The organism is Burkholderia sp. Tr-20355 (assembly GCF_017104685.1).
Lineage (GTDB): Bacteria > Pseudomonadota > Gammaproteobacteria > Burkholderiales > Burkholderiaceae > Burkholderia > Burkholderia seminalis.
Genome location: NZ_JAAGPK010000193.1, coordinates 1 through 13,361, shown reverse-complemented (window position 1 = coordinate 13,361; position 13,361 = coordinate 1). Strand labels below are relative to the sequence as shown.

The following is a 13,361-nucleotide window of genomic DNA, read 5'->3' as shown; positions in this document are numbered from 1 at the left end:
GCGGGCGGCGGGGCGGCCGGCGCGGGGTTCGCGGGGCGGGCAGCGATCTTCCGCTTCGCGGGATCGCTCGGATGGGGCTGGTTCTTCGCCATGATTCGGTAACAGGGCAGGCGCGTTCGGGCGCGCGGGCAAAAAAAAGCCGCTGCACGGCGGCAGCGGCTTTCCGGTCGGGCCCGCTTCGCGGCAGCGGACGCCATTGTAGCGCCCGGCGCGGCAAGGCTCGCGGCTTACTTCTTGTCGTGCAGGCTTTCGAGGTAGCGCTGCGCGTCGAGCGCGGCCATGCAGCCCGTGCCCGCGCTCGTGATCGCCTGGCGATACACGTTGTCCTGCACGTCGCCCGCGGCGAACACGCCGGGGACGCTCGTCGACGTCGCGTTGCCGTGCAGGCCGCTCTTCGTCAGGATGTAGCCGTCCTTCATCTCGAGCTGACCCTGGAACAGGTCGGTGTTCGGCTTGTGGCCGATCGCGACGAACACGCCTTGCACGGCGAGGTCTTCCGTCGCGCCGGTCTTCACGTTCTTGATGCGCAGGCCCGTGACGCCCGAATCCTCGCCCGTCACTTCGTCGAGCACGTGATCCCACTTGATGTCGACGACGCCTTCCTTCTGCTTTTCTAGCAGACGGTCGATCAGGATCGGCTCCGCGCGGAACTTGTCGCGGCGGTGGATCACGGTCACCTTCTTCGCGATACCCGTCAGGTAGAGCGCTTCCTCGACGGCCGTGTTGCCGCCGCCGATCACCGCGACTTCCTGGCCGCGATAGAAGAAGCCGTCGCAGGTCGCGCAGGCCGACACGCCCTTGCCCATGAACGATTCCTCGGACGGCAGGCCGAGATACTGGGCGGACGCGCCGGTCGCGATGATCAGCGAGTCGCACGTGTATTCGCCCGAGTCGCCGATCAGGCGGATCGGCTGCTCGTGCAGCTTCGCGGTGTGGATGTGGTCGAAGACGATTTCGGTGTTGAAGCGCTCGGCGTGCTCGAGGAAGCGCGCCATCAGCTCCGGACCCTGCACGCCTTTCGCGTCGGCCGGCCAGTTTTCGACGTCGGTCGTGGTCATCAGCTGGCCGCCCTGCGCGATGCCGGTGATCAGCACCGGGGACAGGTTGGCGCGAGCCGCGTAGACGGCGGCCGTGTAGCCGGCGGGGCCGGAACCGAGAATCAGGACTTTGGCGTGTTTGGGCGTGGACATGTGCGAATCCGTAAAAGGCGGCCGCGGCGGGCGGGGTAGGGCTCGCCGTACGATCCGGGTTGACCGGGATGCCGTCATAGATGGGTATCAGACGCGCATTATAAAGGCCCCGTTGCTGCGTTGCCGAACGAGAGTTTCAATCGCCGCGATAGCGTGTCGGGGCGGCCCGGCGGTGCCGGCACGGCTGCAACGGGCGTCCGGCGGGCCCGAGGCGGCCGCTTCGGCATCCCGTCCCCGTTATGTAACCGTCATTTACACTTGGCGGCACGGTGCAGCGTTTACAATAAGCGGGATCGAACGACAGGCGGGCGCACGGCCCGTCCTCTTTATACGGATTCATGGCAAAAGCTCCTTATTCCGCCCAGGCACAGGCGTTGCCGCACCGGATGTCGAAGCTCCTCACGGAGATCCGCTGGATTCTCCAGGTCGCGCTCTGCGCCTTTCTGGTGATGGCCCTGCTGAGCTACAGCCGGCGCGATCCGAGCTGGACGCACGCCGCCCAGGTCGATCACATCTCGAACTGGGCCGGCCGCGTCGGCGCGTGGACGGCCGACATCATCCTGCTGCTGTTCGGCCTGTCCGCCTACTGGCTGATCGTGCCGCTCGGGCGGCGCATCGCCGTCAACTACCGCCGCATCACGCGCCACGAGGCGATTCCCGACGAACCCGAGCGGCCGATCGGCTGGCTCACCGAAATCTTTGCGTTCGTGCTGGTCGTGCTCGCGTGCGACGGCATCGAGGCGCTGCGCATGTGGTCGCTGAAGGTGCAGTTGCCGCGCGCGCCGGGCGGTGTCGTCGGCGAAGCCGTCGCGGGTGCGATGTCGCACGCGTTCGGCTTCACCGGCGGCACGCTGCTGCTGCTGATCGCGCTGGCGATCGGCCTGTCGCTGTATTTCCGCTTCTCGTGGCTGTCGGTCGCCGAGCGCGTCGGCGGCGCGATCCTGTCCGCCGTCAACGTCGCGAAGCTGCGCCGCGAGGCCGAACGCGACCGCAAGCTCGGCGAGGCCGCGGCCGTGCGCCGCGAGGGCAAGGTCGAAGAGGAGCGCGTGCGCATCGAGGATCACGAGCCGGTGACGATCGTGCCGCCGGTCGTCACGCCGGCGAAGTCCGAGCGCGTCGAGCGCGAGCGCCAGGTGCCGCTGTTCACCGACCTGCCGGGCGACTCGACGCTGCCGCCGGTGTCGCTGCTCGATCCCGCGCCGAAGACGCAGGAAGCGATTTCCGCCGATACGCTCGAATTCACGTCGCGCCTGATCGAGAAGAAGCTGAAGGATTTCGGCGTCGAGGCGAGCGTCGTCGCCGCGTATCCGGGCCCGGTCGTCACGCGCTACGAGATCGAGCCGGCCACCGGCGTGAAGGGCAGCCAGATCGTCAATCTCGCGAAGGATCTCGCGCGCTCGCTGTCGCTCGTATCGATCCGCGTCGTCGAGACGATTCCCGGCAAGAACTACATGGCGCTCGAGCTGCCGAACCAGCGCCGCCAGACCGTGCACCTGTCCGAGATCATCGGTTCCGAGGTGTATGCGGCCGCCCCGTCGGCGCTGACGCTGAGCCTCGGCAAGGACATCGGCGGCAAGCCGGTGTGCGCGGATCTCGCGAAGATGCCGCACCTGCTGGTGGCCGGCACGACCGGTTCGGGCAAGTCGGTCGGGATTAACGCGATGATCCTGTCGCTGCTGTACAAGGCCACCGCCGAGCAGGTGCGCCTGATCCTGATCGATCCGAAGATGCTCGAAATGAGCGTCTACGAAGGCATTCCGCACCTGCTGTGCCCGGTCGTCACCGACATGCGCCAGGCCGGCCACGCGCTGAACTGGACGGTCGCGGAGATGGAGCGCCGCTACAAGCTGATGAGCAAGCTCGGCGTGCGCAACCTCGCCGGCTACAACAACAAGATCGACGAGGCGGCGAAGCGCGAGGAGAAGCTCCCGAATCCGTTCAGCCTGACGCCCGAGGATCCCGAACCGCTCGGCCGCCTGCCGAACATCGTCGTCGTGATCGACGAGCTGGCCGACCTGATGATGGTGGTCGGCAAGAAGGTCGAGGAACTGATCGCGCGGATCGCGCAGAAGGCGCGCGCGGCCGGCATCCACCTGATCCTCGCGACGCAGCGTCCGTCCGTCGACGTGATCACGGGCCTGATCAAGGCGAACGTGCCGACGCGGATCGCGTTCCAGGTGTCGTCGAAGATCGACTCGCGCACGATTCTCGACCAGATGGGCGCCGAATCGCTGCTCGGGATGGGCGACATGCTGTACCTGCCGCCCGGCAGCGGGCTGCCGGTGCGCGTGCACGGCGCGTTCGTCGCCGACGACGAAGTGCATCGCGTCGTCGAGAAGCTCAAGGAGCAGGGCGAGCCGAACTACGTCGAGGGCCTGCTCGAAGGCGGCACCGCCGACGGCGACGAGGGTTCGGCCGGCGCGGGAACCGGCGAAGGCGGCGGCGAGTCTGATCCGCTGTACGACCAGGCGGTCGAGATCGTCATCAAGAACCGCCGCGCGTCGATCTCGCTCGTGCAGCGTCATCTGCGGATCGGCTACAACCGCGCGGCTCGCCTGCTCGAGCAGATGGAACAATCGGGGCTCGTGTCGGCGATGTCGTCGAGCGGCAACCGCGAAATTCTTGTGCCGGCGCGCGACGCGGAATGAGTCCGCGGCGCCCGCCGCGCCGGCCACCCACGGAGAAAACCGCAATATGCAGCAACTTTCGTTCGCAATGTCCCTTCGTTCGACGCGGCGCTGGCTCGGCGCGGCGCTTGCCGGCGCATCGCTGATGCTCGCGGCGACGCACGCGTTCGCGGGCGGCACCGAGCAACTGAAGGCCTTCGTGTCGCAGGTGCGTTCGGCGAAAGGCGATTTCACGCAGCAGATCGTCAAGGCGCCGGCCAAGGGCGCGAGCGCCGCGCAGGCCGCGCCGAAGCCCACCGACAATTCGAGCGGCACGTTCGTGTTCGCGCGGCCGGGCAAGTTCATCTGGACGTACCAGAAGCCGTACCAGCAGGTGCTGCAGGCCGACGGCGACAAGCTGTACGTGTTCGACCGCGACCTGAACCAGGTCACCGAGCGCAAGCTGAACGGCGCGCTGGGCGCGAGCCCTGCCGCGATCCTGTTCGGCAGCAACGATCTCGACAAGAACTACACGCTGCGCGATGCCGGCGAGAAGGGCGGCATCGAGTGGCTCGAGATGCTGCCGAAGGCGCAGGACACGCAGTTCCAGCGGATCGGCATCGGTTTCCGGAACGGCACGCTCGCCGCGATGGAACTGCACGACGTGTTCGGCAACGTCACGCTGCTGACGTTTACGAACATCCAGACGAACCCGCCGCTGAAGGGCGATACGTTCAAGTTCGTGGTGCCGAAGGGCGCCGACGTGATCACCGGCTGACCGGCGCCGCGCGCCGCGTTTTCGCAACGGGCCCGCCGGTGACGGCGGGCCCGTGTCGTTTCCGCCTGCGGGCATCGGGCATCGGGCGTGGGCACCGGGCGCGGTGGCGCCGTCGCGCGGCTGTCATAATGTCGGGTCCGGCGGCCGGTTCGGCCGCCATCGTTTGATGTGGAGCGAGGGTTCATGTCCGACCTGTTTCAAGTCGAGCCGCGCCGCCCGCTCGCCGAGGCGCTGCGGCCGAAGACGCTCGCCGAGGTGATCGGCCAGACGCATTTGCTGGGCGAAGGCAAGCCGCTGCGGCTCGCGTTCGAATCGGGCAAGCCGCATTCGATGATCCTGTGGGGGCCGCCCGGCGTCGGCAAGACGACGCTCGCGCGCCTCACCGCGCTCGCGTTCGACTGCGAGTTCATCGCGCTGTCGGCCGTGCTCGGCGGCGTGAAGGACATCCGCGAGTCGATGGAGCAGGCGAAGGACACGCTGAACCGCACCGGCCGCCATACGATCCTGTTCGTCGACGAGATCCACCGCTTCAACAAGGGGCAGCAGGATGCGCTGCTGCCGTTCGTCGAGTCGGGTCTCGTGACCTTCATCGGCGCGACCACCGAGAACCCGAGCTTCGAGGTCAACTCGGCATTGCTGTCGCGTGCGCAGGTGTACGTGCTGAAGTCGCTGAACGACGACGAGATGCGGCAGTTGCTGAAGCGCGCGCAGGAAATCGCGCTCGACGGCCTCGCGTTCGACGACAAGGCGATCGATACGCTGGTCGGTTATGCGGACGGCGATGCGCGCCGCTTCCTGAACCTGCTCGAACAGGCGCAGACGGCGGCGACGTCGGCCGGTGTCGCGACGATCGACGCCGATTTCGTCAGCAGCGCGATGACGCTGAACGCACGGCGCTTCGACAAGGGCGGCGACAACTTCTACGACCAGATCTCGGCGCTGCACAAGTCGGTGCGCGGGTCGAGCCCGGACGGCGCGTTGTACTGGTTCTGCCGGATGATCGACGGCGGCGCCGACCCGAAGTATCTCGCGCGGCGCATCGTGCGGATGGCATGGGAAGACATCGGGCTCGCCGATCCGCGCGCGCTGCAGGTGGCGAACGACGCGGCCGAAACCTACGAGCGGCTCGGCTCGCCGGAAGGCGAACTCGCGCTCGGGCAGGCGGTGATCTATCTCGCGTGCGCGGCGAAGAGCAACGCCGGCTACAACGCGTTCAACCAGGCGATGGCGTTCGTGAAGCAGGACAAGTCGCGCGAGGTGCCCGTGCATCTGCGCAACGCGCCGACCAAGCTGATGAAGGAACTCGGCTACGGCCACGCGTACCGTTACGCGCACGACGAGCCGAATGCGTATGCGGCCGGCGAGACCTACCTGCCGGACGGGATGCGCGAGCCGCGCTGGTACCAGCCGGTGCCGCGCGGGCTCGAATCGAAGATCGCCGACAAGCTCGCGTGGTTGCGCGAACTCGACCGCGAGGCCGGCAAGAAGGACTGACCGCGCGTTGCGCGGGCCGGTTCGGCCGCCGCCGCCGCCGTTGCGTCAGCGCTTGCGGCCCGGCTGCTGTTTCTTCCAGTATTCGAACGGCTCCTCGTGGCATTCGATGTCGAGCTCGGCGACGCGCGCATGCAGGCGTTCCTGCGCGTCGGCGATCGCGAGGTTGTAGATCGCCGGCGCGATTTCCTCGACGAAGAAGTGCAGCAGCGCGCCGGCCTGGATGTTGCCGATCGGCTCGTCCATGTTTTCCGTGAAATAGCGTTGCAGCGACGCGATTGCGCGGTCGCGGACATCCTTGTCGAGTTCGATGGTCATCGGGTTCCCTCGGGTGCGGTGAGGCGAAGCCGGGTGCTTCGCCCGATCGGTTGCCGTCCGCCGGCGCCGCGGTTTTGCGATCCGCAACGGTCGGGCATACCGCGATTCGCCGGCCGCCGGCGTACGGGGCGGCAAGGCCATGTTGCCATGGCCGCCGCCCGTTTGGCGCATTGTCCGTTCGGCCGGTGCCGTGGCGGCCGCGCGGTGCGTTAGAATTCCCGTCTTACACAACGATTTTCCAAGTCCTCCCATGCTCGACATCCAGTTGCTGCGCAAAGACCTCGACGGCGTCGCGAAGCGCCTCGCCGATCGCGGCTACACCCTCGACGTCGCCGCGTTTTCCGCACTCGAAGCGGAACGCCGCGCGATCCAGACCCACACCGAAGAGCTCCAGGCGCGTCGCAACAGCCTGTCGAAGCAGATCGGCGCGATGAAGGGGAAGGGCGAGGACACGTCGGCCGTGATGGCCGAGGTCGGCGGGATCGGCGACGACATGAAGGCGTCGGAAGCCAGGCTCGGCGACATCCAGGCGCGCCTGTCCGACCTGATGCTGGGCATGCCGAACGTCGCGCACGAAAGCGTGCCGGTCGGCAAGGACGAAGCCGATAACGTCGAGGTGCGCCGCTGGGGCGCGCCGCGCCAGTTCGATTTCGAGGTGAAGGATCACGTCGATGTCGGCACGCCGCTCGGCCTCGATTTCGAGACGGGCGCGAAGCTCGCCGGCGCGCGCTTCACGATGCTGCGCGGTCCGATCGCGCGCCTGCACCGCGCGCTCGCGCAGTTCATGATCGACACGCACACGCAGCAGCACGGTTATACCGAGACGTACACGCCGTACATCGTGAACCCGGAGATCCTCTACGGCACGGGCCAGCTGCCGAAGTTCGCGGACGACATGTTCCGCGTCGAGAAGGGCGGCGCCGAGAACACGGTCACGCAATACCTGATCTCCACGTCGGAGATCTCGCTGACGAACACCGTGCGCGAGTCGATCGTCGACGCGTCCGCGCTGCCGATCAAGCTGACCGCGCATTCGCCGTGCTTCCGCTCGGAAGCCGGTTCGTACGGCCGCGACACGCGCGGGATGATCCGCCAGCACCAGTTCGACAAGGTCGAGATGGTGCAGGTCGTCGCGCCGGAAACGTCGTACGCGGCGCTCGACGAGATGGTCGGCCACGCGGAAGCGATCCTGCAGAAACTCGGCCTGCCGTACCGCGTGATCACGCTGTGCACGGGCGACATGGGCTTCTCGGCCGCGAAGACGTTCGACCTCGAAGTGTGGCTGCCCGCGCAGAACACCTATCGCGAGATCTCGAGCTGCTCGAACACCGAGGCGTTCCAGGCGCGCCGGATGCAGGCGCGTTTCCGCAACGCGCAGGGCAAGCCGGAGCTCGTGCATACGCTGAACGGTTCGGGTCTCGCCGTCGGCCGCACGCTCGTCGCGGTACTGGAGAACTACCAGAACGCGGACGGTTCGGTCACGGTGCCGGACGTGCTGCGTCCGTACATGGGCGGCATGGCGCGCATCGACGCGCCGGCACAGGCGTCGTAACGCAGGCCTGCGAAGCCCTCGCAAAAAATTTTGCACAAAGGGCTTGTCAGCCAAGAAGAGATCGTTTTATAATCTTTTCTTTCGCGGAAATGACCAAACGCGAAATGCAGTAAGGAAGGAGAGGTGGCAGAGTGGTCGAATGTACCTGACTCGAAATCAGGCGTACGGTTTCCCCGTACCGTGGGTTCGAATCCCACCCTCTCCGCCAAAATACGAAGCCCCTTGATCCGAAAGGATCAAGGGGTTTTTCGTTTTGGGTCCGCGGCCATGCAATGACGGCCGCGGCACCGTCCCCGGCCGATATCACGCCGCGGCCGGATACTGCGCCAGCACCCGGTCGCGGATCGACGGCTTGATGTTCGATCGCGCCATGTCGCCGCCGTAGTGCGCGACGACGCGCGGATTCATCACGCGATACCAGAGCGGCGGCACGTACGCGAACAGGATCATCGTCGCGTAGCCGGCCGGCAGTTGCGGCGAATCGTCGAAGTGGCGCAGCGCCTGGTACGAGCGCGTCGGGTTCGCGTGATGGTCGGCGTGCCGCTGCAACTGGTACAGGAACAGGTTGGTCACGACGTGATTGCTGTTCCACGAATGCTGCGGCGTGCAGCGTTCGTAGCGGCCGCTCGGCAGCTTGCGGCGGCCGAGCCCGTAGTGCTCGACGTAGTTCACGACTTCGAGCAGCGAGGCGCCGTAGACGGCCTGGATCACGAGGAACGGGATCACGACCTTGCCGGCCATCGCGATCGCGATGCCCCACACGACGACCGTCATCGTCCACGCGTGCAGCACCTCGTTGCGCCAGGTCCACGGCGACCGCCCGAGCCGTTCGAGGCGCGCCTTCTCGAGCCGCCATGCCGAGCGGATGCTGCCGGTCACGGTGCGCGGCAGGAATGCCCAGAACGACTCTCCGTAGCGCGCGCTCGCCGGATCCTCGGCCGTCGCGACGCGCACGTGGTGGCCGCGGTTGTGCTCGACATAGAAGTGGCCGTACGCGACCGGCGCGAGCGTGATCTTCGCGAGCCAGCGTTCGAAGCGGTCGGTCTTGTGCCCGAGCTCGTGCGCGGTATTGATCGAGATGCCCGTCGCGGCGCCGAGCGACAGCGCGAAGCCGACGTAGTCGTACCACGCGAGCGCGTGCGTGCCGACGATCCATACGCACATGAAGAACGCGACGTATTCGACGCAAGTCGCCAGATAGACGATGAACCGGTAATAGCGCTCGCGTTCGAGGTGCGGCACGACGGCCTCGGGCGGGTTGTCGCGATCGTCGCCGATCAGCGTGTCGAGGACCGGAATCACGCCGAACGCGAACAGCGGGCCGAACCACCAGAACACGTGAAGGCCCGTCGACAGCGCGAGCTGCGCGGCGAGGATCGGCAGCGTGATCGTCAGTGCGCCCAGCAGCCACAGGTAACGCTTGCCATCCGACCAGCTCGCGGCCGATCCGTCGGTCATTGCCATTGTCTCCCTCCAGTCAGCGGGCCCGATGGGCGGCCGCATGCACGGTTGTTCGAATCCTCGTCGGCCCGCGACACGCGCGGCGCCACCGGATCGTTGCCCGGTTCTGCCTGTTATACGACCCGTGCGCGCGCTTGCCAAACACCGGCGCTAGGCGTGCGACTCCAAACGGAGGGCCGCGCGCGAGTCGCGCCCGAAAGGGCCGGCACGCGCTGATTGAAACATCCGGTGGAGACCGGATCGGCCGACGCATCCCGCGCGCTGGTCAGACGAATCGGGAGGTGTGGCGTGCGCGCACATCGATCCTGCTCGCCTGCAACAAATGTTGCGTCGCAATAAACGAAGGGACGCGGGCAAGGTCGGAACACGTTTTGGGTTGCTCGTATTACGCAACATTACGGTGGCGAACATGACGGGCGGTGCACTTCGAAACGCGACTGCCGCGCATTGCAAGGCGAACCGGGCGAGACGTCGAGCGGCGAAGCGTCGACGGTTGTCCGTCGGTGCGCATCGGCATGCCGATGCTGCACCTGCACACCGGTCGGCTCATGTCGCCGCGGGTGACACCTGTTGCCTTTCGATCCGCGCCGTCATTTGAAAATAACGATTTGACTCATGCCCCGCTTTCGGTTGAAGCTAATAGCTTGCTGTCCGAAGGGGGCTGTGCCTGCATGAGTTCGACCTTGACCGTTCGTCGTATCGTTGCCGACCAGGGCGGCGTGTATCGCGAACTCCGCGCCGCATCGCTGCGTGAGCCCTATGCGCCGGGCGAAGCGCCGGAGGCCGAATTGCTGACTGTCGAAACGGACGCGGCGTCGGCGATTGCCGCGCTGCGCGCCGTGTCCGACGAGTCGACGACTTTCCTGCTGTACACCGAAGGCCATCCGGCCGGCATGATCGGCGCGTATTTCGACAACACGCCCGATCGGCGCGCGTTCGTCAGCGAACTGTGGGTCGCGCATGCGGTGCGCCACCTGCGCGGCGGCGTGCTGCTGCTGGAGACGGCTACCGCCTGGCTCGCCGAGCGCGGCGCGAGCGAAGTCTATGCATGGATCGCCGATGCGAACCGCAACGCGATCCGTTTTTACGAGCGCGCGGGTTTCGGCAACACCGGTGAACATGCGCCGGTCGCGCGGATGCCGGGCGCGATGAAATCGCTGTTCGTGTCGCAGGTGAAGCACTGACGCCCCGTCGAAACGCGGGCCGCGCGGCGCGATGAGGGCTCCGCCGCCCGCTTGCCTGCCACCCTGCCGGTCGCTTGCCCGCCCGGGCCGCCGCCACCCCGAGTCCCAAAAATAATGGCCGCACGCGTGGACGCCTGTAAAATACGCAAAAAATTTTTGCAGAGTGTCCATGTCGCTTAAAAAATCGCCATTCTTCGAGCTGCGCAGCGGATCGGTCGATACGTTGCTGTTCACCGTGAAGACGACCGATCTCGATGCGTTGCGTGCCGAACTGGTCAAGCGCTTCGAAGCGACTCCCGAGTTTTTCGCCGACGATGTCGTCGCGATCGACGTCCGCCGCCTGGCTGACGGCGAACGCGTCGCGCTCGCGGACATCCGGCAGATGCTGAACGACGTGCGGATGCGCCCGGTGGGCGTGGTCGCACTGGCCACGCAGGGCTGGGCGGGGGAAGCCGGCCTGCCGCTGCTCGAGGCGCGCGATCGCCGCGTGCCGGCCGCCAAGCCGGCCGAGGGCGCGGAACCGTCGTCGATCGCCGAGGCCGTCGTCGCCGCGGCCGCCGCGGCGACGCCCGAACCGGCGTCGGAGCAGGCGCCGGCATCGAATCAGCCGGGCGGCCAGACGCTCGTGATCGACCGGCCGTTGCGTTCGGGGCAGCAGATTTACGCGAAAGGAGACCTCGTGGTGCTCGCGCCGGTCAGTCACGGCGCGGAGATCATCGCGGAAGGCAATATCCACATCTACGCGCCGTTGCGCGGCCGCGCACTCGCGGGCGTGCACGGCAATCACGACGCGCGCATTTTCTGCACGTGTCTCGAACCGGAACTGATTTCGATCGCGGGTATCTATCGAACAACCGAGAACCCGCTGCCCGCCGACGTACTGGGCAAATCGGTGCAGATCCGGCTCGAAGAGGAAAAACTGATGATCGAACCGCTGCGCCTGACGTAAATTCACGCGGCACGCTCCGGATCGATCGGCTCTCATTGACGAACACAGGGTATTGGGTAAATGGCAAAAATCATCGTGGTGACCTCGGGCAAGGGCGGCGTGGGCAAGACGACGACGAGCGCGAGCTTTGCGTCCGGTCTCGCGCTGCGCGGCCACAAGACGGCCGTGATCGACTTCGACGTCGGCCTGCGCAACCTCGATCTCATCATGGGCTGCGAGCGTCGCGTCGTGTATGACCTCGTGAACGTGATCCAGGGCGAAGCGAACCTGAACCAGGCGCTGATCAAGGACAAGAAGTGCGAGAACCTGTTCATCCTGCCGGCGTCGCAGACGCGCGACAAGGATGCGCTGACGCGCGACGGCGTCGAGAAGGTGCTGAACGACCTCGTCGCGATGGATTTCGAATACATCGTCTGCGATTCGCCGGCCGGTATCGAGGCCGGCGCGCTGCACGCGATGTACTTCGCGGACGAGGCGCTGATCGTCACGAACCCGGAAGTGTCGTCGGTGCGCGACTCCGACCGCATTCTGGGCATCCTGTCGTCGAAGACGAAGCGTGCGACCGAAGGCAAGGAGCCGATCAAGGAACACCTGCTGATCACGCGCTACAGCCCGAAGCGCGTGAGCGAAGGCGAGATGCTGTCGCTCGAGGACATCAGCGAGATCCTGCGCATCAAGCTGATCGGCGTGGTGCCCGAGTCGGAAGCCGTGCTGCACGCGTCGAACCAGGGTCTGCCGGCCGTGCATATCGACGGCACCGACGTCGCCGAAGCGTACAAGGACGTCGTCTCTCGCTTCCTCGGCGAGGACAAGCCGCTGCGCTTCACCGACTACCAGAAGCCGGGCCTGCTGCAGCGCCTCTTCGGCAGCAAGTAACGGAGGCCGCCCATGTCCATCCTTTCGTTTCTCCTCGGCGAGAAGAAGAAGTCCGCATCGGTCGCGAAGGAGCGCTTGCAGCTCATCATCGCGCACGAGCGGGTCGGCGGCCGGCCGCCGGCCGATTACCTGCCGGCGCTGCAGAAGGAACTCGTCGCCGTCATCTCGAAGTACGTCCATATTTCGAACGATGACATCCGCGTGAGCCTCGAGCGCCAGGACGACCTCGAAGTCCTCGAAGTGAAGATCGAGATCCCGCAAGCCTGACGCTTGCCGGTGTCCCTCCGCACGGCGGCGCCCGCCGTCGTGCGCGTCTTACGCCCTGTTGCACTTTCGGGCACGCCGTAACACGGCGCCTGTCGGCCGTAACCGCCCCTCCCGCATTGAACGAATACGCTCGCGTTATTTGTTCAACCAGGAGGTTGTGATGGCTGTCTCATCTGTTCAACGTCGTATCGTTTCGCTCGCGCTGTTTGCCGCGGGCCTGTCAGCCGTCGTCGCACCGTTTGCCGTGCAGGCGGACGAGATTCTCGTCGGCACACCCGTGATCGCGCCGCAGGGCCGTGTGGTCGTCGCCGAGCCGGTTGCCGTGCGCACCGAGGAGATCGTCGTCGTTGCGCCGAATGCGCCGCCGCCCGTGCGCTACGAGGTCGTGCCGACCGCGCGCGTGGGCTACGTGTGGGAGCGCGGGCACTGGCACTGGGACCATGGCCGCTACGTGTGGATCGGCGGTCACTGGGAAGCCGAGCGCGTCGGCATGCAATGGGTGCCGGGCCACTGGGACCAGCGCGGTCCGAACTGGTTCTGGACCCGTGGCCACTGGGCGTGACGGAGGCGCGTGATGAAAAGAACCGTCATCGCCGTCGCGCTCGTCGCGATCACGCTGGCCGGGTGCGTCGTCGTGCCGGCGCGGCCCGTCTACTACCGGCCTGCACCGGTCGTGATCTACTGAGCGA

Annotated in this window: 12 protein-coding genes, 1 tRNA gene and 1 pseudogene; 10 read left to right on the top strand and 4 right to left on the bottom strand. The window is 66.5% G+C overall.

Features of this window, described 5'->3' with window-relative positions; translation table 11 throughout:
• Together G3N62_RS36145 and trxB are read right to left on the bottom strand one after the other, a co-directional pair.
• Window positions 1-197, bottom strand: a pseudogene (locus G3N62_RS36145) (DNA mismatch repair protein MutS); the annotation flags it as partial.
• A gap of 30 nt (window positions 198-227) precedes the next feature.
• Window positions 228-1,190 carry a thioredoxin-disulfide reductase gene (gene trxB, locus G3N62_RS30490; protein WP_034187347.1) on the bottom strand — a complete coding sequence of 321 codons (963 nt, stop codon included), beginning with the start codon at window positions 1,188-1,190 and terminating at the stop codon, window positions 228-230.
• Between the two features lie 338 nt (window positions 1,191-1,528).
• Between trxB and G3N62_RS30485 the strand changes: the two genes are divergently transcribed.
• From G3N62_RS30485 to G3N62_RS30475, 3 genes are all read left to right on the top strand, one after another.
• Entirely contained in the window at window positions 1,529-3,838 is a 2,310-nt protein-coding gene (locus G3N62_RS30485; protein WP_034187348.1) for a DNA translocase FtsK, read from the top strand.
• Window positions 3,839-3,884: 46 nt separating this feature from the next.
• The gene (gene lolA / locus G3N62_RS30480; protein ID WP_034187349.1) at window positions 3,885-4,574 is read left to right on the top strand and encodes an outer membrane lipoprotein chaperone LolA; all 690 of its coding nucleotides are present in this window, start codon (window positions 3,885-3,887) and stop codon (window positions 4,572-4,574) included.
• Window positions 4,575-4,757: 183 nt separating this feature from the next.
• A complete protein-coding gene (locus G3N62_RS30475) occupies window positions 4,758-6,068 on the top strand; it encodes a replication-associated recombination protein A (protein ID WP_034187350.1) in 1,311 nt (436 codons plus the stop codon).
• Between the two features lie 45 nt (window positions 6,069-6,113).
• Here the strand turns inward: G3N62_RS30475 and G3N62_RS30470 are convergent, their stop codons facing one another.
• A complete protein-coding gene (locus G3N62_RS30470) occupies window positions 6,114-6,383 on the bottom strand; it encodes a DUF2164 domain-containing protein (protein ID WP_034187351.1) in 270 nt (89 codons plus the stop codon).
• Window positions 6,384-6,633: 250 nt separating this feature from the next.
• On the opposite strand from G3N62_RS30470, the gene serS reads away from it, so the two are divergent.
• Together serS and G3N62_RS30460 are read left to right on the top strand one after the other, a co-directional pair.
• Window positions 6,634-7,935 (top strand): serine--tRNA ligase, encoded by a 1,302-nt coding sequence (gene serS, locus G3N62_RS30465; protein ID WP_034187352.1) that lies wholly within the window; start codon window positions 6,634-6,636, stop codon window positions 7,933-7,935.
• Window positions 7,936-8,052: 117 nt separating this feature from the next.
• Window positions 8,053-8,143: transfer RNA gene (locus tag G3N62_RS30460), tRNA-Ser, on the top strand.
• A 95-nt stretch (window positions 8,144-8,238) separates the two neighbouring features.
• On the opposite strand, the gene G3N62_RS30455 is transcribed toward G3N62_RS30460, so the two are convergent.
• The gene (locus G3N62_RS30455; protein WP_124669209.1) at window positions 8,239-9,399 is read right to left on the bottom strand and encodes an alkane 1-monooxygenase; all 1,161 of its coding nucleotides are present in this window, start codon (window positions 9,397-9,399) and stop codon (window positions 8,239-8,241) included.
• 545 nt (window positions 9,400-9,944) lie between these two features.
• On the opposite strand from G3N62_RS30455, the gene G3N62_RS30450 reads away from it, so the two are divergent.
• The 5 genes from G3N62_RS30450 to G3N62_RS30430 all read left to right on the top strand — a co-directional run bounded on the left by G3N62_RS30450 (window position 9,945) and on the right by G3N62_RS30430 (window position 13,234).
• Entirely contained in the window at window positions 9,945-10,580 is a 636-nt protein-coding gene (locus G3N62_RS30450) for a GNAT family N-acetyltransferase (protein ID WP_226103946.1), read from the top strand.
• A gap of 169 nt (window positions 10,581-10,749) precedes the next feature.
• A complete protein-coding gene (minC, locus tag G3N62_RS30445) occupies window positions 10,750-11,529 on the top strand; it encodes a septum site-determining protein MinC (protein ID WP_124669208.1) in 780 nt (259 codons plus the stop codon).
• A 60-nt stretch (window positions 11,530-11,589) separates the two neighbouring features.
• Window positions 11,590-12,405: a septum site-determining protein MinD gene (minD, locus tag G3N62_RS30440; protein ID WP_006486674.1), complete on the top strand. Its 816-nt coding sequence runs from the start codon at window positions 11,590-11,592 to the stop codon at window positions 12,403-12,405.
• 12 nt (window positions 12,406-12,417) lie between these two features.
• Window positions 12,418-12,672 carry a cell division topological specificity factor MinE gene (gene minE, locus G3N62_RS30435; RefSeq protein ID WP_006486661.1) on the top strand — a complete coding sequence of 85 codons (255 nt, stop codon included), beginning with the start codon at window positions 12,418-12,420 and terminating at the stop codon, window positions 12,670-12,672.
• A 160-nt stretch (window positions 12,673-12,832) separates the two neighbouring features.
• Window positions 12,833-13,234 (top strand): YXWGXW repeat-containing protein, encoded by a 402-nt coding sequence (locus G3N62_RS30430; RefSeq protein WP_124669207.1) that lies wholly within the window; start codon window positions 12,833-12,835, stop codon window positions 13,232-13,234.
• The last annotated feature ends 127 nt before the right edge of the window (window positions 13,235-13,361 follow it).

Coding starts and splice junctions, on each gene's coding strand:
- G3N62_RS30455 (WP_124669209.1), bottom strand. CDS start 9,399: ATGGCAATGACCGACGGATCGGCCGCGAGCTGGTCGGATGGCAAGCGT.
- G3N62_RS30450 (WP_226103946.1), top strand. CDS start 9,945: ATGTCGCCGCGGGTGACACCTGTTGCCTTTCGATCCGCGCCGTCATTT.
- minE (WP_006486661.1), top strand. CDS start 12,418: ATGTCCATCCTTTCGTTTCTCCTCGGCGAGAAGAAGAAGTCCGCATCG.
- G3N62_RS30430 (WP_124669207.1), top strand. CDS start 12,833: ATGGCTGTCTCATCTGTTCAACGTCGTATCGTTTCGCTCGCGCTGTTT.
- lolA (WP_034187349.1), top strand. CDS start 3,885: ATGCAGCAACTTTCGTTCGCAATGTCCCTTCGTTCGACGCGGCGCTGG.
- G3N62_RS30475 (WP_034187350.1), top strand. CDS start 4,758: ATGTCCGACCTGTTTCAAGTCGAGCCGCGCCGCCCGCTCGCCGAGGCG.
- trxB (WP_034187347.1), bottom strand. CDS start 1,190: ATGTCCACGCCCAAACACGCCAAAGTCCTGATTCTCGGTTCCGGCCCC.
- G3N62_RS30485 (WP_034187348.1), top strand. CDS start 1,529: ATGGCAAAAGCTCCTTATTCCGCCCAGGCACAGGCGTTGCCGCACCGG.
- minD (WP_006486674.1), top strand. CDS start 11,590: ATGGCAAAAATCATCGTGGTGACCTCGGGCAAGGGCGGCGTGGGCAAG.
- minC (WP_124669208.1), top strand. CDS start 10,750: ATGTCGCTTAAAAAATCGCCATTCTTCGAGCTGCGCAGCGGATCGGTC.
- G3N62_RS30470 (WP_034187351.1), bottom strand. CDS start 6,383: ATGACCATCGAACTCGACAAGGATGTCCGCGACCGCGCAATCGCGTCG.
- serS (WP_034187352.1), top strand. CDS start 6,634: ATGCTCGACATCCAGTTGCTGCGCAAAGACCTCGACGGCGTCGCGAAG.